This is a genomic window from Bacillus sp. CGMCC 1.16607, assembly GCF_042683745.1.
Lineage (GTDB): Bacteria > Bacillota > Bacilli > Bacillales > Cytobacillaceae > Pseudoneobacillus.
Window position 1 is genome coordinate 35460 of sequence record NZ_JBHUJX010000020.1, and the last position, 20557, is coordinate 56016.

Consider the following 20557-nt stretch of genomic DNA (forward strand, 5'->3'; position numbering starts at 1 on the left):
TCTGACCCCCATTACTTTAAAGTGGTAAAAAGTTGTTGTAGGACTGTTGGATACAGTTGATGTTCGATGGTGTGGATTTTGGTTTGAAGGGTTTCTTTTGTTTCGTCTTCCACTATCGAAACTGCCTTTTGCTCAATGATTGGGCCTGTATCCATTCCTGCATCAACATAATGAACGGTGACACCACTTTCCTTTACTCCAGCTGATATGGCTTGACCGATAGCATCCTTCCCTGGAAAAGCTGGTAACAATGAAGGATGAATGTTTACGATCTTACCTTCAAACTGCTTTAAAAGTGTTGATCCTATTAATCTCATATATCCTGCAAGGACAATAAATTCTATTTGTTTTTCTTTTAGTTCGTTTAAAATGGCTAATTCATATTCTTCTTTACTTGAATATTTTTTAGCTGAAAAAATAAAGGCAGGAATTTCACTTCGTTCTGCACGTTCAACTACAAATGCATTCGGCTGATCACACACGAGTAATTTGACTTCTGCGGTCAGCTTCCCCGATTCAATCGCATCAACGATCGCTTGAAAGTTACTTCCGCTTCCCGAAGCAAATACAGCTATCTTTTTCATCCAATTACCTCTTGTTCAGTAAGAAATTCTACTCCAGTACCTTCCTTCACAGAACCAATCACATACGCTTTTTCACCAAGCTGATCTAAAACTTGAATAATTTCTTGAGCTGACTTTGCCTCTACTGCCAGCACAAACCCAATACCCATATTAAAAATATTGTACATTTCTAATCTCGTTAAATTTCCTTTTTCTTGTAGGAAGTTAAAGATGGGAAGAATCGGCCAACTGTTTTCATGAATACGAATTCCAGTCCCCTCTGGCAGCATGCGTGGAATATTTTCGATAAATCCTCCACCTGTAATATGTGCCATGCCATTAATCTTGAATTCCTTTAATAAATGGAGAACCGATTTTACATAAATTTTTGTAGGTTTCAGCAGTTCTTCCCCTAAAGTACTATTAAACTCTTCGATAAAATCAGTTAATTGGAGATGGTTATTTTCTAATAAAACCTTACGAACAAGCGAATAACCATTACTATGGATACCGCTTGAAGCCAGTCCAATGAGGACGTTTCCAGGTTCAATTTCATTTCCAGTAATAAGCTTTGATTTCTCACAAGCACCAGTTACATACCCAGCCAAATCATACTCACCATCATGGTACATGCCAGGCATTTCAGCCGTTTCCCCACCAATCAGAGCAGCACCTGCCTGTACACAGCCTTCCGAAATTCCTTTGACAATCAACTCAATTTTCTCAGGCTCTGCTTTACCACAAGCAATATAATCTAAAAAGTACAAAGGCTCCGCACCTTGGACTACGATATCATTGACACACATGGCTACTAAATCGATTCCGACTGTATCATGGCGATCCATGGCAAAAGCGATTTTCAGCTTCGTTCCGACACCGTCCGTCCCAGATACAAGTACAGGTTCCTTAAGTTGTAAAGCTGATAAATCAAACATTCCGCCAAATCCGCCAAGACCTCCCATTACTTCGGGTCTTACCGTCTTTTTCACATGCTTCTTCATGCGTTCAACTGCTTCATAACCCGCTTCGATATCGACACCGGCTTGTTTATAGGCATTTGACATTGTTATGACCTCCATTCAATCATCTTCCTGAGACTATATCCGTCCAAATTCGCAATATATCCGACAATTTCAGGAATATATCCGCGCATTTTTGCATTTTATCCGCCTGTCTAACGTTTTTATCCGCCTTTTTCACATTTCTGCCACACTTTTTCAAAAAAGGGCTGGCACAGCAGCCAACCCTTTTAACATTTTTCAGCAGCCTGCATCATTTCAGGGTAAATATCAGTTGGATACTTTCCGGTAAAACAAGCGAGGCAGGATCCTCTTGTTTCGCCTTCTTCTTTACGGCCGATCGCTTCCACCATTCCTTCTACTGATAAAAACGTTAACGAATCGGCTCCAATTAATTGGCGAATATCTTCTACCGAATGACTGGAAGCAATTAATTCCTCTCGAGTAGACGTATCAATCCCATAGAAACAAGGATTTTTGATCGGAGGAGAACTGATGACAACATGCACTTCCGTTGCCCCCGCTTCCTTCAGCATCTTCACAATTCTTCGACTCGTCGTACCACGTACAATCGAATCATCGACCATGATTACTCTTTTACCTTCAACAACCCCGCGAACAGGTGACAGCTTCATCTTCACACCTTGCTCTCGTAATGATTGGGACGGCTGGATAAATGTTCTACCGACATAACGATTTTTAATTAAGCCCATTTCATAAGGAATCCCCGAAGCTTCAGCATAACCAATCGCTGCCGAGATACTAGAATCAGGCACCCCTGTTACAACATCTGCTTCAACTGGGGCTTCAAATGCAAGACGTTTGCCTAAATTTTTACGAGCTGTATGAACATTAACACCATTGATATTACTGTCAGGTCTTGAAAAATAAACATATTCCATCGTGCACATTGCTTTTGTTGTATTAAAGGAATACATCTCCGAACGAATGCCTTCATCGTCGATAATAAGCAATTCACCTGGAAGTACATCTCGTTCAAAGGTAGCTCCAATAAGGTCAAAAGCACATGTTTCCGAAGCAATCACATATGCCTCACCTAATCTCCCAATCGAAAGCGGGCGCAACCCATGTGGATCCAACGCTACCATTAACTCTGTCTCAGTCATGATTAAAAAGGCATACGCACCCTTTAACATCGTCAAAGCATTTTTCACCCGGTCCTTCATTAAAGGAAAACCACTTCTTTTGATTAAATGGGCCAACACCTCTGTGTCTGAGCTTGTTTGGAAAATACTCCCCTGGGCCTCGAGTTGATGTTTTAGAGCCGTTGCGTTCACTAAGTTTCCATTGTGTGCAAGGGCAAGACTACCATTTTGCGAATGGAAGAGAAGAGGCTGGACATTTTCATACCCGCCCCCACCAGCTGTCGCATAACGAACATGACCGATAGCCGCCTTCCCTTTCATATCCTCCATTGCAGAGGAAGTAAAAATTTCCGAAACTAAGCCTTCCCCTTTTAAACCTTTTAATATTTCTCCGTTTGTCACAACCATTCCAGTGCCTTCTTGCCCGCGATGCTGAAGGCTGTGCAAACCGTAATACGTGATTTCAGCTGCATTGGGATGACCCCAAATACCAAAAACACCGCATTCTTCATTTAGTCCTTTTATTTCAGCAAGCATGGAATAGCTCCTCTCCAAGCTTTCTCAAGCTCATTCACCTGTGCGACAACAAGTGCTTCTTCTTGGTTTGAAATTTTTAGTAGGGTTGAATCATTCACCTCACCAATGAAATGAGCTTCTACTAAACTCTCAAATTGTTCTTTATTTTCTTGTTTAACAGAGATTAAGAAACGTGATTGGGATTCACTGAATAGTGCTGAGATAGCATTGCCATCCACAAGTATATCTGCTCCCAAATCAGTTCCAAATAAACTTTCCGATAACGCTACTGCCAAACCGCCTTCAGATAGGTCGTGAGCAGATTGTACCAAGCCCTGTTGGATCGCTTGTAACACTTGCTGCTGACGTGTATGCTCCACAGTCACATCAATGGCAGGAGCCTTACCAAAAATTCGACCATATGTTAGCTTTTGCAGTTCGCTTCCACCGAACTCGTCGCCTGTTTCCCCAATTAAATAGATGAGGTCCCCAGACTGTTTAAAGCTTTGCGTTGTCACATGTTCTAAGTCCTTCACTAACCCAACCATACCAACGACTGGAGTTGGGTAAACCGCAGTACCATTTGTTTCGTTATATAATGAAACGTTTCCGCCGATAACTGGTGTTTGTAATGTACGGCATGCCTCACTCATTCCATCGACCGCTTTTTCAAACTGCCAGAAAATCTCAGGCTTTTCAGGATTTCCGAAGTTTAAGCAATCTGTTATCGCTAATGGCTCTGCTCCAGAACAAATAATATTTCTTGCGGCCTCTGCGACAGCAATTTTCCCACCAGTTTCGGGATCTAAATATATATAACGTGAATTACAATCCGTCGTCATCGCTAACGCTTTACGAGTGCCACGAATACGAACAACCGCAGCATCCGAACCAGGAGATACAACTGTATTTGTACGAACCATATGATCATATTGCTCATAAACCCACTCTTTACTAGCAATTGTAGGTTGTTGTAATAGCGCCATTAACGTTTCTTTATAATCATCAACAGAAGGAATATCAGCTTCCATCGCTTGGAATTCTTCAAAATAAGCTGGTACTGCAGAAGGCTTATGATACACAGGTGCCTCCTCTGCCAAAGCATCTGCTGGTACATTCGCAACCACTTCACCTTTGTGCAATAAACGAAGCATTTTATCCTCGGTTACTTTACCAACCGCCACCGCTTCTAAATCGTATTTTGAAAATAGGTCCACGATTTCTTGTTCGCGACCTTTCTTCACAACGATCAACATACGCTCCTGTGACTCTGAAAGCATCATTTCATAAGCGGTCATTCCCGTTTCACGCTGTGGAACTAAATCAAGATTCATTTCAATTCCCGATCCAGCTTTACTAGCCATTTCTGCTGATGAACTCGTTAATCCAGCAGCTCCCATGTCCTGAATTCCAACTAATGCATCTGATTTCACTAACTCTAAGCAAGCCTCTAGTAAAAGCTTTTCCATGAACGGATCGCCAACTTGAACCGCTGGACGATTTTCATCTGATGCATCCGTTAACTCTTCAGAAGCAAACGTCGCTCCGTGGATTCCATCGCGACCTGTTTTTGCCCCAACGTACATAACCGTATTGCCAACACCATGCGCTTGACCTTTTTGAATATCTTCATGGTTGATTAAACCAACACACATTGCATTAACTAACGGATTTCCTTCATAAGATGGATCAAATTGAACCTCTCCACCGACAGTTGGAATTCCGATACAGTTACCATAGCCAGCGATTCCAGCTACTACCTCTTCAAACAAATATTTTACTCGAGGTGAAGTTAACTCCCCAAAACGTAACGAGTTTAATAAAGCTATCGGTCTTGCCCCCATTGAAAACACGTCACGGATAATTCCGCCAACACCTGTTGCAGCACCTTGATACGGTTCAATCGCAGACGGGTGGTTATGGCTTTCAATTTTAAACACAACTGCTTGGTTATCACCGATATCGACAATACCAGCACCTTCTCCAGGGCCTTGAAGAACTCTTTCCCCTGATGTCGGAAATCTTCTTAAAACTGGCTTTGAATTTTTATAACTGCAATGCTCTGACCACATAACCGAAAACAGGCCAGTCTCGGTGAAATTCGGAAGTCTTCCGAGAACCTTTTCAATCATCGCAAATTCTTCATCTGAAATACCCATTTCGCGGTAAAGTTTATCGTTTTTAATCTGTTCCACCGTTGGCTCAAGCTTTAACGACATTTGATTCCCTCCAGCTTCTTACGATTGATTGAAAAAGTTTCAGACCATCTGCACCACCTAAAAGAGTATCAACCGCTCTTTCAGGATGTGGCATCATTCCAAGGACATTCCCTTTTTCATTAGTAATGCCTGCAATATTTTCAATACTTCCATTTGGATTTTCAATGTGATACGTAAAGACAATCTGATTATTTGCTTTTAATGCAGCAAGCGTTTCCTCATCACAGTAGTAATTCCCTTCACCATGAGCGATAGGAACAGTAATAATTTCATCTTGTGAATAACCACTTGAAAACATCGTGTTGTTATTTTCCACTTTCATTTCGACTGGCTTACAGATGAATTTTAAACTTTCATTACGACGCATCGCACCAGGTAATAACCCTGCCTCTAGTAAAATTTGAAAGCCATTACACACACCTAAAATGGGCTTACCAGCTTCAGCAGCCTTGATGATTTCCTTCATCACATTGCTAAATCGTGCAATTGCACCACAGCGTAAATAATCTCCGTATGAGAAACCACCTGGTAATAAAATTCCGTCAAATCCCTCTAAGCTATCTTGGTCATGCCACACATATTCCACTTCTTCTCCAAGCTCATCTTGGATGGCGTGAAACATATCGACATCACAGTTGGAGCCAGGAAAAACGATGACTGCGAATCTCACAGTGCAACACACTCCTCAATTTCAAATCGATAATCTTCAATTACAGTATTAGCTAATAATTTTTCACAAGCTTCCTTTACAACTTCCTCAACAGGTCGATCTGATTTTTCAATTGTTAATTCCATGTACTTCCCGATACGAACATCTTCAATTTCAGAGAAGTTTAATGTATGAAGTGAGTTTTTCACAGCCACTCCTTGTGGATCTAAAACACTTTCACGTAGTGTTACATAAACTTTAACTTTAAACATGCGTAGCTCCCCCTAATTTTTCTAATATTTTTTCGTATGCATCTGTTAATGAACCTAAATTGCGACGAAACACATCTTTATCTAATTTTTCATTTGTTTTCGCATCCCAAAGGCGGCAAGTATCTGGAGAAATTTCATCCGCTAATAAAATTTCACCATTATCGTCGGTTCCAAACTCTAATTTGAAATCTACTAAAAGAATGCCTAGCTCGTTGAAAAGTTCAATTAAAACTTCATTTACTTGCAGTGCTTTTTGTTTCAGCACTGCGATTTGCTCTTTTGTTGCTAGCTGAAGCTCTAAAATATGATCTTCTGTAAATAATGGATCTCCTAAAGCATCATTTTTAAAATAAAACTCTACTAATGTTTGGCGAAGTTTTTGCCCCTCTGGTAAACCTGTACGATTCGCTAAGCTTCCAGCAGCCACATTCCGGACGACAGTTTCTAAAGGGATAATCTCTACTTTTTTCACTAATTGCTCTGTCTCAGAGATTTTTTTCACAAAATGAGATTCTATGCCACTTTCATGAAGCTTTGAAAATAGTAAACTAGTAATTTCATTATTTAAACGACCTTTACCAGTAATCTCCGCTTTTTTCTCCCCATTAAAAGCAGTAGCAGAATCTTTATACTGAACCCAAACGAGATTTTCCTCGTTTGTTGCATAAATCTTTTTCGCCTTACCTTCATAAAGTAACTGTCCTTTTTCCACCAGAGAGGCCTCCTATATTAAAAATATTGGCAATTTTCAGTCTGTGATTGGGTAGAAGGGGGCTAAAAAGCCCCACTACTTTACTTTGTCTAGCGCAAGCGTCCTAGCCCCGACGTACAGGAAGTTCTAGTGTCGACAATGCGACAGGACGTCGCGTTTTTGTCGACCTCGAGGTCAAATGTTCACCACCCAAAAAGTCAAAGAACGACTTTCTGGGTGGCGAAGCATTTGCTTGTCGGGGCTTACAAGAGCGCTTCCGCTTTTCTACTCTAATCCAAGTCGAACAAAAATCGTGTCTACATGTTGCAAGTGGTATTTATAATCAAAGCAATCGGCAATTTCGTCAGCAGTTAATTGTGCTGTAATCGTCGCATCGGCTTCAATCAATGAGCGGAAAGGAACTTGTTTTTCCCAAGCTTCCATTGCTTTTGGTTGAACAGTGTCATATGCTTCTTCTCTAGAGAAGCCTTTATCGATTAACGCCAGAAGAACTCTTTGTGAATAAATAAGTCCTAGCGTTCTATCCATGTTTCGCTTCATATTTTCAGGGAACACGGTTAAGTTTTTCACGATGTTACCGAAACGGTTTAACATATAATTTAAGGCAATCGTTGCATCAGGAATGATAATTCTTTCAGCTGATGAATGCGAAATATCTCTTTCGTGCCACAATGGAACATTCTCATAAGCTGTCATCATATAACCACGAATCACTCGGGCTAATCCTGTCATATTTTCAGAGCCGATCGGATTGCGTTTATGTGGCATCGCAGAAGAGCCTTTTTGTCCTTTTGCAAAAAATTCTTCTACTTCACGCGTTTCACTCTTTTGTAAGCCGCGAATTTCAACGGCAAATTTTTCGATCGATGTAGCGATCAATGCTAGAGTAGACATATATTGGGCATGACGATCACGTTGTAAAGTTTGTGTAGAGATCGGCGCTGCTTGTAGCCCTAGCTTTTCACAAACGTAGGACTCTACAAATGGATCAATATTTGCATATGTCCCTACTGCACCGGAAATTTTACCAAATTCAATCGTCTCTGCTGCAGCATTGAAACGAGCGAGATTACGTTTCATTTCCTCATACCATAGACCAAGCTTTAGACCAAATGTTGTTGGTTCCGCATGCACCCCATGAGTACGTCCCATCATAACCGTGTATTTATGCTCCTGAGCCTTTACTTTCAAGATCTCTACGAAATTTTCGATGTCTTTTCTTAAAATCGTGTTCGCCTGCTTTATTAGATAAGAAAGGGCCGTATCGACGACGTCCGTTGAAGTTAAGCCATAATGAACCCATTTCTTTTCTTCCCCAAGTGTTTCTGAAACCGCACGAGTAAACGCAACAACATCATGTCTCGTTTCTTCTTCGATTTCTTTAATTCGGTTAATATCGAAGCTCGCCTTTTCACGAAGTTTCTTTACATCTTCCTTTGGAATGTCTCCAAGCTCTGCCCAAGCCTCACAAGCTAATATTTCCACCTCAAGCCATGCTTGAAATCGATTCTCCTCCGTCCAAATAGCTCCCATTTCCGGGCGAGTATAACGATCAATCATCTTCAAAACCCTCCAAATTCTTTAGCACATTAACGCATTGGGGGTCAGACCCCCGGCGCGTTAATGCGTTAGTGCGTGATAGTTTCTTTCGTTGTTTTCCAGATTGTGCTCTTTTCTATTTCGATGAGAGCATCCTCTATTTTATCTCTTAGAATGGTAATGTGGCCCATCTTCCGCTTGAGTTTTGGTTCTTTTTTTCCGTATAAATGAACTTTCCAATCGTTCATCTTTGGAATTTCCGCATATACGCTTTCCATATGCTCCCCTAATAGATTGACCATTACGACTGATTTTAATAGCTCTGTATTTCCTAACGGCCAATTGCAAATGGCACGAATATGCTGTTCAAACTGGGAAGTCTCACAAGCCTCAATCGAGTAATGCCCTGAATTATGAGGACGTGGGGCTAATTCATTAATATAAATGGTTCCATCACTGGTTAAGAACATTTCAACGGCAAGCGTCCCTACCAATTCCAAAGAATCTGCGAGTTGTTTTGCCATCTGAATCGCCTTCGATTCTAACTCTCGCGATATTTGTGCAGGAACCATCGTTGTATGTAAAATATTTTCCTGATGGACATTCTCACCAACAGGGAAAATTGCTGTTTCACCATTCACTTTTCGTGTAACAATCACCGATATTTCCTTCTCGAACGGAATCCATTTTTCTAACACACATGCACCATGTTCAAAAATAGAGTCTGCATCCAAGAGGTCTTTATGCTCTTTTATGACTAACTGACCTTTTCCATCATAGCCACCTCTTGCCGTTTTTAACACGGCAGGATAACCGATAGACTCTATTTTTAAAAATAACTCATTCATATTATGAACGACACCGTATGGAGCTACCTCGACTCCAGCCGCTCGGATAGCCGCTTTTTCCTTAATCCGATCTTGGGTAATCGTCAAAAGCGTAGGACCTTGTGGCACGTATGCTTGATCGCAAATCCACGCTAATGTGTCCGCATCAATGTTTTCAAATTCATAGGTGATGACATCGCTCACTGTCGCTAATTGAAGAATTGCCTCCCGATCATTGTAGGCACCAATGATTTCAACATCAGCCACTTGACCGCACGGAGAATCGGCAGTCGGTTCTAATACAGCAATTCGAAAGCCCTGAGCCTTCGCTGCTAGAGCCATCATCCGCCCTAATTGACCTCCACCAATAATTCCTATTGTTGCTCCAGGTAAAATCGTTTGGTTATTCAAGTTCATCACTACTTTCAAGGACCTCTACTCTAGTACTTTCTCTTCTTGCCTCTAATTTTCCAGCAATCTCGAGATCTACTGCTCCTAAAATTTGAGCCGCCAACAATCCTGCGTTCGTGGCACCAGCCTTTCCAATCGCTACCGTTGCCACTGGAACACCGCCTGGCATTTGTACGATGGAGAGCAGTGAATCTAACCCATTTAATGCTTTGGATTGAACAGGAACCCCGATTACTGGAAGCGTTGTTTTTGCTGCAACCATACCAGGAAGATGTGCAGCACCACCAGCACCCGCTATGATCACCTTCAAGCCCTTACCTCTAGCTTCTTCGGCATAGGTAAACATTACATCCGGGGTACGGTGAGCCGAAACGACTTTTTTTTCATATGGAATGTCAAATTGATCTAATATTTCACACGCATGTCGCATTGTTTCCCAATCCGATTTACTCCCCATAATGACACCGACAAGATTCGACATACCTTTTCCTCCTCCGTTGAAACCCTGTTATCCTCATATCAATCTTGCATAATTAATATTTTTTAAAAAATAAATACCCGAACAAATAGCATCTCACAAAGAGAAAGCCATTTGTCCGGGCATAAATGGTCAACAAAAAGGAAGAGACTTCCCTTCAATGTGCCGAACATATTGACTTTCCCTCATAGTCCAATCATTTACGGTAATTGGGTAGAAACTTATGGGCCATATCCCCATGGATATACGAGGGTAAAGAGTAAATTTGTCTTTTTTCTATCTCTATTTTAACAACTATTACGTTTTCATGTCAACAGAAAATCGAACATTGATTTTTAATATCAATTTAATGTTCGTCTTTTACTCAATAATCTTTGCTTCAAAGACAATTTGACGACCAACTGGCTCGTAAACGGTTTCATTATCTTTTTTCACTTCCTGGAATATTGGTTTTTCCGTTCGACGTACAGGAACATACCCAAGTTGTTTGATACGATCTAAACACTCCTCAATACTTTCATTCTCCTGCACTTCAAATTGCATTTTCTTCTTGCTCATGAAAATTAATTCCCTCTTTCTAGTTAATAGTGATTCCATTTTAACTCATCATCGCCGCAATCTAAAATCGGCAAAACCATTCATTAATAGTTATCTTTCAATTGGGAATATATACCTCAAAAAAGTTTGTTCATTTCTGTCGAAATTTGTCGATAAACCAGTAATAAGAGTTTTTATTCAAAACAATATTTTTAGAGAGGACTACACCAATGATGAAACAACGCACCCTTTTAACGATCAGTAATAAATTAATTTTTTCATTTTTATTTATCATCATCGTTCCAACCATTTTAATTGGGACCATTTCCTACAAAAACTCCGCAAAAGAAATTGAGAATAAGATTGAAATAGGAGCAACTGAAAATGTTAAGCTTCTTAATTCTTATTTAGATGATTATATAAGCTCTTTTATTAATGATGCCTCTTTCTTTTCAACAAAATTTAATAGAGCTTCTAGTTCAAATAATGAAATAGAATCTACTAGAAAATCTTTCGAACAATATATGAAACTCCATCCCAATGCTATATCCGTCTATCTTGGTACAGAGTATGGAGACCTAGTCGTACAGCCTTCAGTTGAATTACCATCAGATTTTGATGCAAGTACCCGCCCGTGGTATAAGGATGCTAAAGCGAATAATGGTAAAGCCATTATCACCGAGCCTTATATTGATGCCACATCAGGCGAAATCTTAATTACTGTAGCTCAAGAAATAACAGACGGATCAGGTGTGGTTGGAATTGACTTAAGCCTAGATTCCATAAAAAATATGGCAGGAGATATTAAAATTGGTGAGAAAGGGTATCCCATCATTCTAAGTTCCAAAGGGAAATATCTTGTCCACCCTACGGAAAAAATCGGTTCAGACGCAAAGGCACCTTGGGTAGAAAAGGTTCTGAAAAATCAACAAGGCCATTTTTCATATGAAAATAGCGGTAATAAGAAATCGATGTTTTTTAACACGAATAAACTTACAGGGTTAAAAATTGCAGGAACGATGGACCTAAATGAAGTAGCTGAAGCTTCACGACCTATTTTAATTTCATCCATTATTATCATAGTGGTATTCATTGCCATAGGAGCTTTAATTTCCATTTTTATCACTTTATCGATTACACGTCCATTGAAAAGATTAGTTATTGTTACCGAACGAGTAAGTGACGGTGATTTAACCCAAGAATTTGTCGTTAAATCGAGTGACGAAATTGGAAAAGTTGGATTATCTTTTAATAAAATGATTGTATCTTTACGTGAACTCATTAATCAAGTTGGTGAAAAAGCAGACCAGCTTGCCTCTTCATCTGAAGAACTAATGGCTAGCTCCGAACAGAATAATAAGGCAACTGAGCAAGTCGCCAATTCCATACAAGAAGTAGCATCAGGTACAGAATCACAGACGAACAAGTTAAGAGACAGCAACGAAATTGTTAGAAAAATGACAGAGGCAATCCAACAAATCAAACTTAATACTCATCATGTTACTAACACTTCTTCTGAAGCAACCAATGTAGTATTAAAAGGTGAACAAGCCATTCAATTGTCCATCAATCAAATGAATCAAATAAATGAAAACGTCATTAATTTAGGACAGGTGATTCATACATTAGGCGAGCGTTCGAAAGAAATTAGTCAAATTGCAAATGTCATTTCTGATATTGCAGCCCAAACAAATTTATTAGCCTTAAATGCTGCAATCGAAGCAGCAAGAGCTGGGGAACACGGTAAAGGCTTTGCCGTAGTAGCAGATGAAGTAAGAAAACTGGCTGAGCAATCATCTAAATCTACTGAAAGCATTCGTCAGTTAATCGCAGCCATTCAGTCAGAAACAGATTATGCAGTCCAGTCGATGGAGAAAGGAACGGCAGAAGTAGAAAAAGGAATTGAAGTTGTCCATGATGCTGGTTCATCATTCAAGCAAATTCAATATTTCGTTGATAACGTTAGTTCTCAAATCCAAGAAATGACTGACTCCATCCAACAAATGGCGCAAGGCGCGGAAAAGGTTGTGGTTACAGTAAGTGAAATCGAGGAAATTGCTGTCGAAACGACTTCTCAAAGCCAAGATGTGTCTGCAGCAACAGAAGAACAGCTTGCATCCATGCAAGAAATAGCCGCTTCTGCCGCTGCCCTAGCAAATATGGCTGAAGATTTACAAGACTCATTGAAGAATTTTAAAATATAAAAGAGACCTAACGAGTAGAACGAATGAACGTAGTACACCTTATGAAATAAGGAGGTGTGCTATATGCCACGAGGAAAAGAACTAGCCCAACTGCCAAAGTCCAATATTGCTTCTGATGCCGGGACTGACAAGGGCATCATGAATGTCGATCCAGATTATGGTTTTGCAGGTGCAGCACGGCCAATGCCTAGTCAAGTTAAGAAAGAAGAGAAGCGCTAAACCGGAGATATATCCTCTCCGGTTTTTTCATTTTCAATTAAAACGTGATTCCCCATTTGCCTAACAAGCATTGAATCTTCCGCTAATTTTATCTGATGGTTATACAATGTTTGGGCAATAATTTTTCGCGCTTGTCTTCCCGCGAGCCAAAAGTGAGCATCATCCACAAGACCTATGATTGTATATTCGATCCCTCTAAAAGAAGCATTGAGTGAGGTCATTCCATATACTTGAAACGGTTCTATCACGACATTTTCCGAATCTAATTTTAATAAAGATTGATTGACCTCATTTATTACATCACAGGCCGATGCTAGAACACTAAATACCCTTTCTGGATTTTCCCGATAACTGACAACGATCCTTTCAATAACTCGCATTTGCTCGATATTGTAGTTTTGAATTTGCTTCACTTCACCATTACTAATCGTGAGGAGCTTTCCACTCCAGTCTCGTACCTTTAGAAAACGCAGACCAATATCTTCAACTGTGCCGTTAAAAGTATTGTTTAAAGTAATAAAGTCACCTCTATGCAATTGTTTTTCATAGATTAAAAAAATTCCCGCCAATATATCCTTAATTAAGCTTTGTGCCCCAAAACCAACGATGACTCCGATTACCCCTGCTCCCGCAAGAACTCTTCCAAAATGCTCTACATATTGTGAGATGGCAAATAAAATAATACAAATTGTAGCTGTGTATTTCGAAACAGATCGAATCATACTTTCAATCGTTTTTTCTTTTCTTTCCTCAATAAAATGAGTTCTTTCAAAAAAGTTGTGGACCAGTTTATTAATGATAAAAACAAAAAGCCATGCGATGATGATCGCGATAAAAATACTTGTTAATTTATATTTATGTAGATAATCGAACCAATCCATCTTATCACCTGCTTCAGTTCCTTACACCCATAGTCTTTACAAAGAAATAATATATAACAATTGTTGGCAAAATATTTATTTTCAGATATAATACTTTAAAATCAATAAACAAAAGCGCAAGTGCCTTGATCAGCCCCGACAAGCAAATGCCGACCCAAAGAGGAGGTTTGCTCTTTAACCTCATCTTTGGGGCGATTTGACCTCGAGGGGCTAGGCGCTGGAGCTGGACGTGAACCATACTTTTCATTGAGTTATTCACATCCGAGTATTTTATAGCTTCCTAAATATAAACAAAATCGATGAAAAAGAGAGTAATTATTTCGTTCGTTTTAGCGAGTCAGGGATGGTGTGAGCCTGATACAGAGCAGATAATGAACCGCACTTTTGAGATGCATTCCTGAATGAAGTAGGGATTGCCGGGGAAAATCCTCGTTAAGTAATAAGCTGGTTCCTTTTTTTAGGGGACAATTAGAGTGGTACCGCGGGATTTTATACTTCCGTCTCTTTTATTAGAGACGGAAGTTTTTTATTTTTATAAGGAGGTTGTATCAATGAATTACGTCGAACCTTTCGTAAATGCACTAAGTGAAATTTTACAATCTGAATTAGATATATCCACTATTGAAAAGCTAATCGAAAAACCAAAAAAAGCCGATTTTGGTGACTATGCTTTCCCCTGCTTTCAGCTTGCTAAAACGAGAAAACAAGCTCCACACCTCATCGCTAAACAAATAAGTAAAGAAATCCAGTCACCTTATATTGAAAAAGCAGAGTCTGTTGGCGGTTATGTAAATGTATTTTTAAACAAAAAGATCGTCACCCAAAATGTTCTAAACACGATTATTACCCAACAGCATGATTACGGGTCATCCAGCATTGGTGAAAATAAGGTAGTCACCATTGATTTGTCATCACCGAATATTGCCAAACCATTTTCTATGGGACATCTACGTTCAACCGTAATTGGCAATGCAATGTCCCATATTTTTCAAAAATGTGGCTATGAAACGATAAAAATTAATCATCTTGGTGATTGGGGCACCCAGTTCGGAAAATTAATAACTGCCTATAAAAAATGGGGAGTTGAGGAAAAGGTTAAAGCGAACCCGATTAAGGAATTACTCACTCTTTATATCAAATTCCATGATGAAGCTAGCAATGATCCAACGTTAGAAGATGCCGGTCGAGCATGGTTTAAGAAATTGGAAGATGGAGACGAAGAGGCTCTTGCACTATGGAGCTGGTTCCGTGAAGAATCTTTAAAAGAGTTCTCTAAAATCTATCAATTACTTCAAGTTGATTTTGATTCGTTTGCTGGCGAAGCTTTTTATAATGATAAAATGGATGCTGTCGTACAGATGCTTGAAAATCAGGGACTATTAATGGAATCCGACCAAGCACAGGTTGTTGACCTTACAGAAGAGAATTTACCGCCTTGCTTAATCAAAAAATCCGACGGTGCCACTCTTTATGCTACTCGTGATTTAGCTGCGGCACTTTATCGCAAAAATAATTATCAATTCGAGCAATCCTTGTATGTTGTCGGTAATGAGCAAAGTCTACATTTTAAGCAATTAAAATCTGTGTTAAGAAAAATGGACTACGTTTGGGCTGATAACCTACATCATATACCGTTTGGGATGATGCTAAAAGACGGAAAGAAAATGTCGACTAGAAAAGGAAAGGTTATCCTTCTAGAGGAGGTTTTAGCCGAATCCATTTCTTTAGCTTTGAAAAATATCGAAGCCAAAAACCCTTCCTTACAAAATAAAGAGGAAGTTTCAAAACAGGTAGGTGTGGGGGCGGTTATTTTCCATGACTTAAAGAACTTCCGAATGAATGATATTGAATTCTCACTTGAAGATATGCTGCGTTTTGAAGGGGAAACGGGACCGTATATTCAATATACAAATGCACGGGCTTGCTCCATTTTAAGAAAAGGAAATTGGGATGGAGATGCTTCTCAGCTAGACTTTGAAAACTCAGCGCATTGGGAGATCATTTCTATACTAAAGGATTTTTCCGAAGTCATCCTTACATCATTGAACAAATTCGACCCATCACAAATAGCGAAATACGCGATCGATTTATCCAGAGCGTTTAATCAGTATTACAGTGAAGTCAGAATTCTAGAAGATAACGCGAAAAAACAAGCACGATTGGCATTAGTTTATTCCGTTACAATCGTCCTGCAAGAATCGTTAAGACTTTTGGGAATCGAAGCACCACAGGAAATGTGAATAGGAAAAGCGGAAGCGCCTTGATCAGCCCCGATAAAGAAGACTGGTCGATTGGCGAGAGTAGCGAAGCCAGAGACCTAGTCGCACTTATGCAAACCGTTCTTTGGTTTGCCAAGCAAATGCTTCAAAACCCAGAAAGTCGTTCTTTGACTTTTTGGGTTTTGAACATTTGACCTCGAGGGGCTAGGACGCTTACGCTGGACAATTTTCGAAATCCATAAAAAGTAACTTAATTATCTTAAAAGAAAGCCTCGGGTGAATGGAACATTATCCTAGTTCCTTCAACCGAGGCTTATTTCTCATCCTAATTCTTTTAATACTTGAACTTAGCTAACGATTGGTTAAGCGATTCTGCTAATTCGGCTAAGTTTCTTGCCATCCCATCAATTTCTTGCATGGAAGCACTTTGTTGTTCCATCGTGGCTGATAACTCTTCTGATCCGGCAGAAGATTGTTGGCTAATGGCTGCAATATTCTCCACCGCTTTCACGGCATCACTTGTTTCTTGATCAATCTGTTTTGATCCATACGCAACTTTGTTCATTTCATTTATCATATCTGAAACGTTTTTGGCAATCTCATTAAATGCTTCTCGATTGCTTTCAATGACATTTGAACCAGATTGCACTTCCGCTACTACCCCTTTAATGGCCTGTTCAACTTCTTGGACTTCCTTTTGGACCATCTCAATAATCGTCGAAATTTGACTTGTTGACACCGAAGACTGTTCGGCAAGCTTTCTGACTTCATCAGCGACAACCGCGAAACCTTTCCCATGTTCTCCTGCACGTGCTGCCTCAATGGCTGCATTTAAGGACAATAAATTCGTTTGAGAAGCGATATCATTGATGACTTCGAGGATCTGATTAATTTGTTTTGATCTTTCACCTAATTCTTGAACAATATGGGCAGTAGAAGATACTCTTTCTTCAATCATTTTCATTTGCTCCATGGCTTGCTCTGCATTTTGTATACCTCTTTGAGAGGAATCCTTGGTGATTAGAGATTGCTGTGTCATTTTCTCCGTGTGCTGATTAATTTGTTTCACTTCATAATCTACACGTTGAATCTTCACTAACGTTTCACTCGCATGCTCCGCCTGATTAGTAGAACCTGAAGCTAATTCCTCCGACGTTGCTGATACCTGTTCAATACCGTCTTTCATTTCGTCAGTAAATGTCATTAACTCTTCACTGTAAGATGATACATTATCTGATATTCCTGCAGCATCGCGAATTAAGGCTCTCGTGTTTGATGTCATTTCATTCATCGCTTGAGCTAATTGACCGATTTCATCTTTAGATTTAATATCCAACCTTTCAACTGTCAAGTTACCGCTAGCTATTTCATTCACTTGTTCTGCTATTTTTAAAATAGGCTTAACTAATCCTCGTGTAATCCAAATAATAACCAATAAAAGTACAATCATTCCAATCGATCCAATGATCATAGATAAAGTTAAAAGTTGATTTGATTCCTGCTTCACCTCATCGACTGGGATCGCTACCATTAACGACCATGGGGTATGAGAAGATCCCACTTGAATCGGGGTGTAATGCTTATACACATCATTCTTCGTTTCTGGTGAGTAATCTATGATCGAGAGTGGTTTTCCCGATTCGATCGCCTTTTTTATTTTCCCCACAGATTTCAAGCCCTTAATCTCGTAATTGCTCTTTCCAACTAAGTCTGTTGATTTGTGAGTCACAAAATTTCCGTTATGAGAAACAATGGCACCGAATCCATTGTCATAGAGCTTAATTTCTTTATTCATTTCCTGCATATAATCCAAACTAAAGTCTATCCCTACAACCCCTTCAACAACTCCATCAATTTTAATCGGAGCTACAAAGGAAGTCATCCACACGTCTTTTCCACTAACTTGATATTTGTAGGGATCCAATATTACTTCCTCTCCACTATTTTTGGCAAGTAAGTAAAAGTCACCTGAGTCATAATCGACAACTGCCTCTAGATTTATATCGTCAGCTACCCTATTAAAAAAAGGGATAAATCTTCCCGTTTCATCATGACCTAGCTGATTAACAAATCTATTATCTTCTCCATCAAATGCATTAGGCTCCCAAATAGTCCAAGTTCCCATAAACTTTGGATTATCTTCAAGTATTTTTTTCAATGCAGCCTTTGCAACATCTCTATCTCCCTTACCTTGTTCAACCATTGCACCGAATGTAGACGCGACCGTTCTTGCCGTATCCATTGCATAATCAAGTTCAGCTTCAATCTTTTTCGATTGTTTTTCCCCTTCTGCAGAGGCAATTTGATTCGCATTCTCTACAGCTAGCTGACTTGTTTTATAAAGAGTAAATCCTATTACTGAAACAAAAATAACAATGCTTGTACTAAGTATGGATAATAATATTTTTGTAAATAATTTCATTGCTTCATAGCTCCCCATTTCTTACTAAATAAAAACTCTCTATTTCTATGAAAATGATTCAGACCTTTCAAATAGTATGACAAGTATGACTATTTTTTGCTATTAGGGAATTCCCTTATCCCCCTCTAAAAAAGCCTGATTCTCTCCAAATCTAAAAAAGGGTTATGCCGATTTTCACGACACAGCCCTTTTATGATTATAAAATATTCCTTATTAAATGAAAATGAAAAAAATTACTACGGCTAATACAATACGATAAATCGCAAACGGCAATAGCTTAATTTTATCAATAAGCTTTAAGAAGAAACGGATAGAAAGTAAAGCAAAGACAAAAGCACTAATAAAGCCAGCAATAAAAAATGGCAGTGCATCCATCGTGAAGTATTCCCAGTTTTTCAATAAAGAAATAAAACTAGCCCCTGCCATGATCGGAACAGCCATAATAAAGGTAAAATCCGCGGCAGCTCTGTGACTTAAACCTACTAGTACCCCTCCAGAAATCGTCGCTCCTGAACGAGAAAATCCTGGCCATAATGAGAAACATTGAATTAAACCAATCGTGAAAGCCTGTTTATAAGTAATTTGATCCACCGTTTGGACTTTTACTTTTTTTCCACTAAAATAATCCGCTACGATCATTAAAACCGCACCAAGAACTAATCCAATTAACACAGTTTTTGTTGAAAATAAGTTTTCATCAATATAATCTTCAAAAAGTACCCCTAAAACTCCAGCAGGGATTAATCCGACAATGACTTGCGTTAATTTTAACCTACCTTGTGGCTGATCTTGTCCTTTATTAAGACGCTTTAACCCAAACATATCAAGAAAACGTCCCCAAAAGACAATAACAACTGCTAAGATCGATCCAAGCTGAATAACAACTTTAAATGTATTTGCAACAGGCTTTGTTAAAAATTCTTGGGATTTCAACCACATATCATCGACAATGATCATATGTCCTGTTGAGGAAACAGGTGCAAACTCCGTTAGGCCTTCCACCAATCCTAAAATAATTGCTTTTAATATCATAAAAAAATCCATTATCTTAAAAACTCCTTATGACTTGAATTAAACTGTTTTCTTCCTACGAATAAACCATACAACAAAAAGGATAATTCCTAACGCAATAATGGTATACGTAATATTCGAATACACATCCATAAAATGAACAATATTTTCCCACTGATCACCTACAGCCGCACCCACTAGAACAAGAATGATATTCCAAATCAGCGTTCCAACGGTTGTAAACAAGAGAAACAGTGGAAATTTCATTTTCGACATCCCGGCAGGAATCGAAATAAGACTTCTTATTAAAGGAATCATTCGGCAAAAAAGAACCGTCCAATATCCGTATTTATCAAACCAGGCATCTGCCTTGCGAATATCTTCTTTATTAACCCGAAGAATATGCCCCCAGCGCTCGATAATCTTTTCTAGCTTTTCTACATTCAATAGATATCCAACACCATAAAGGATAACCGCCCCTACGACCGAACCTATTGTGGCTGCAACAATAACACCGAATGCTGTTAAATTCGTATAGGTCGTCATAAACCCTCCAAATGTCAGAATCACTTCTGAAGGAATAGGAGGAAACACATTCTCTAACGCAATCATTAAAAAGACACCCAAGTAACCAAATTGCTCCATAAAATCCGTAATCCAGTTTTGCATTTTCACCCTCCAAATTAGCTTATTCACACTTAATTATATACTTTATTCCTTCATCTGCGATAAAATTCTATTCTATCATTAATT

General features: G+C 39.2%; 18 protein-coding genes, 2 pseudogenes, 1 riboswitch and 1 other annotated feature. Of the genes and pseudogenes, 4 read left to right on the plus strand and 16 right to left on the minus strand.

Going from position 1 to position 20557, the window contains the following annotated elements:
* Positions 1 to 11: 11 nt before the first annotated feature.
* The 11 genes from purN to ACFSO7_RS14505 form a co-directional block, all read right to left on the minus strand.
* The gene (gene purN / locus ACFSO7_RS14455; protein WP_377878044.1) at positions 12 to 584 is read right to left on the minus strand and encodes a phosphoribosylglycinamide formyltransferase; all 573 of its coding nucleotides are present in this window, start codon (positions 582 to 584) and stop codon (positions 12 to 14) included.
* Positions 581 to 1627, minus strand: a complete 1047-nt coding sequence (gene purM, locus ACFSO7_RS14460; protein WP_377878045.1) for a phosphoribosylformylglycinamidine cyclo-ligase — start codon at positions 1625 to 1627, stop codon at positions 581 to 583. The genes purN and purM overlap by 4 nt, the downstream gene beginning before the upstream one ends.
* Positions 1628 to 1812: 185 nt before the next feature.
* Positions 1813 to 3225, minus strand: a complete 1413-nt coding sequence (purF, locus tag ACFSO7_RS14465) for an amidophosphoribosyltransferase (RefSeq protein ID WP_377878046.1) — start codon at positions 3223 to 3225, stop codon at positions 1813 to 1815.
* Positions 3210 to 5423, minus strand: a complete 2214-nt coding sequence (purL, locus tag ACFSO7_RS14470) for a phosphoribosylformylglycinamidine synthase subunit PurL (protein ID WP_377878047.1) — start codon at positions 5421 to 5423, stop codon at positions 3210 to 3212. The genes purF and purL overlap by 16 nt, the downstream gene beginning before the upstream one ends.
* Positions 5407 to 6093 carry a phosphoribosylformylglycinamidine synthase subunit PurQ gene (purQ, locus tag ACFSO7_RS14475; protein ID WP_377878048.1) on the minus strand — a complete coding sequence of 229 codons (687 nt, stop codon included), beginning with the start codon at positions 6091 to 6093 and terminating at the stop codon, positions 5407 to 5409. The genes purL and purQ overlap by 17 nt, the downstream gene beginning before the upstream one ends.
* Positions 6090 to 6344 carry a phosphoribosylformylglycinamidine synthase subunit PurS gene (purS, locus tag ACFSO7_RS14480; RefSeq protein WP_377878049.1) on the minus strand — a complete coding sequence of 85 codons (255 nt, stop codon included), beginning with the start codon at positions 6342 to 6344 and terminating at the stop codon, positions 6090 to 6092. Before purS ends, purQ begins: the two co-directional genes overlap by 4 nt.
* Positions 6337 to 7056, minus strand: a complete 720-nt coding sequence (gene purC, locus ACFSO7_RS14485) for a phosphoribosylaminoimidazolesuccinocarboxamide synthase (protein ID WP_377878050.1) — start codon at positions 7054 to 7056, stop codon at positions 6337 to 6339. Before purC ends, purS begins: the two co-directional genes overlap by 8 nt.
* A gap of 264 nt (positions 7057 to 7320) precedes the next feature.
* Positions 7321 to 8616 (minus strand): adenylosuccinate lyase, encoded by a 1296-nt coding sequence (gene purB, locus ACFSO7_RS14490; protein WP_377878051.1) that lies wholly within the window; start codon positions 8614 to 8616, stop codon positions 7321 to 7323.
* Between the two features lie 68 nt (positions 8617 to 8684).
* Entirely contained in the window at positions 8685 to 9839 is a 1155-nt protein-coding gene (purK, locus tag ACFSO7_RS14495) for a 5-(carboxyamino)imidazole ribonucleotide synthase (RefSeq protein WP_377878066.1), read from the minus strand.
* A complete protein-coding gene (gene purE / locus ACFSO7_RS14500; RefSeq protein WP_377878052.1) occupies positions 9826 to 10314 on the minus strand; it encodes a 5-(carboxyamino)imidazole ribonucleotide mutase in 489 nt (162 codons plus the stop codon). The genes purK and purE overlap by 14 nt, the downstream gene beginning before the upstream one ends.
* A gap of 165 nt (positions 10315 to 10479) precedes the next feature.
* Positions 10480 to 10581: riboswitch (purine riboswitch) on the minus strand.
* Between the two features lie 90 nt (positions 10582 to 10671).
* Positions 10672 to 10869, minus strand: a complete 198-nt coding sequence (locus ACFSO7_RS14505; RefSeq protein WP_377878053.1) for an NETI motif-containing protein — start codon at positions 10867 to 10869, stop codon at positions 10672 to 10674.
* Positions 10870 to 11081: 212 nt separating this feature from the next.
* Here ACFSO7_RS14505 and ACFSO7_RS14510 point away from each other — a divergent pair.
* The 3 genes and pseudogenes from ACFSO7_RS14510 to ACFSO7_RS14520 form a co-directional block, all read left to right on the plus strand.
* Positions 11082 to 12113, plus strand: a pseudogene (locus tag ACFSO7_RS14510) (HAMP domain-containing protein); the annotation flags it as partial.
* Positions 12114 to 12182: 69 nt separating this feature from the next.
* Complete coding sequence (locus ACFSO7_RS14515) at positions 12183 to 13052, plus strand: methyl-accepting chemotaxis protein (RefSeq protein ID WP_377878067.1); 870 nt, start codon at positions 12183 to 12185, stop codon at positions 13050 to 13052.
* A gap of 63 nt (positions 13053 to 13115) precedes the next feature.
* Entirely contained in the window at positions 13116 to 13271 is a 156-nt protein-coding gene (locus tag ACFSO7_RS14520) for a hypothetical protein (RefSeq protein ID WP_377878054.1), read from the plus strand.
* Here the strand turns inward: ACFSO7_RS14520 and ACFSO7_RS14525 are convergent.
* The gene (locus tag ACFSO7_RS14525; protein ID WP_377878055.1) at positions 13268 to 14152 is read right to left on the minus strand and encodes a mechanosensitive ion channel family protein; all 885 of its coding nucleotides are present in this window, start codon (positions 14150 to 14152) and stop codon (positions 13268 to 13270) included. The genes ACFSO7_RS14520 and ACFSO7_RS14525 overlap by 4 nt on opposite strands.
* 290 nt (positions 14153 to 14442) lie before the next feature.
* Positions 14443 to 14660, plus strand: a binding site (T-box leader).
* A gap of 43 nt (positions 14661 to 14703) precedes the next feature.
* On the opposite strand from ACFSO7_RS14525, the gene argS reads away from it, so the two are divergent.
* On the plus strand, positions 14704 to 16392 hold the full coding sequence (gene argS / locus ACFSO7_RS14530; protein WP_377878056.1) for an arginine--tRNA ligase: 1689 nt from the start codon (positions 14704 to 14706) through the stop codon (positions 16390 to 16392).
* A gap of 313 nt (positions 16393 to 16705) precedes the next feature.
* Here argS and ACFSO7_RS14535 read toward each other — a convergent pair whose 3' ends face one another.
* The 4 genes and pseudogenes from ACFSO7_RS14535 to ACFSO7_RS14550 all read right to left on the minus strand — a co-directional run bounded on the left by ACFSO7_RS14535 (position 16706) and on the right by ACFSO7_RS14550 (position 20473).
* The gene (locus tag ACFSO7_RS14535) at positions 16706 to 17662 is read right to left on the minus strand and encodes a methyl-accepting chemotaxis protein (RefSeq protein WP_377878068.1); all 957 of its coding nucleotides are present in this window, start codon (positions 17660 to 17662) and stop codon (positions 16706 to 16708) included.
* A pseudogene (locus tag ACFSO7_RS14540) lies at positions 17648 to 18811 on the minus strand (HAMP domain-containing protein); the annotation flags it as partial. The pseudogene ACFSO7_RS14540 and the gene ACFSO7_RS14535, both read right to left, overlap by 15 nt.
* Positions 18812 to 19006: 195 nt before the next feature.
* Positions 19007 to 19837, minus strand: a complete 831-nt coding sequence (locus ACFSO7_RS14545; protein ID WP_377878057.1) for an undecaprenyl-diphosphate phosphatase — start codon at positions 19835 to 19837, stop codon at positions 19007 to 19009.
* Between the two features lie 27 nt (positions 19838 to 19864).
* Complete coding sequence (locus tag ACFSO7_RS14550; RefSeq protein ID WP_377878058.1) at positions 19865 to 20473, minus strand: DedA family protein; 609 nt, start codon at positions 20471 to 20473, stop codon at positions 19865 to 19867.
* Positions 20474 to 20557: the final 84 nt, after the last annotated feature.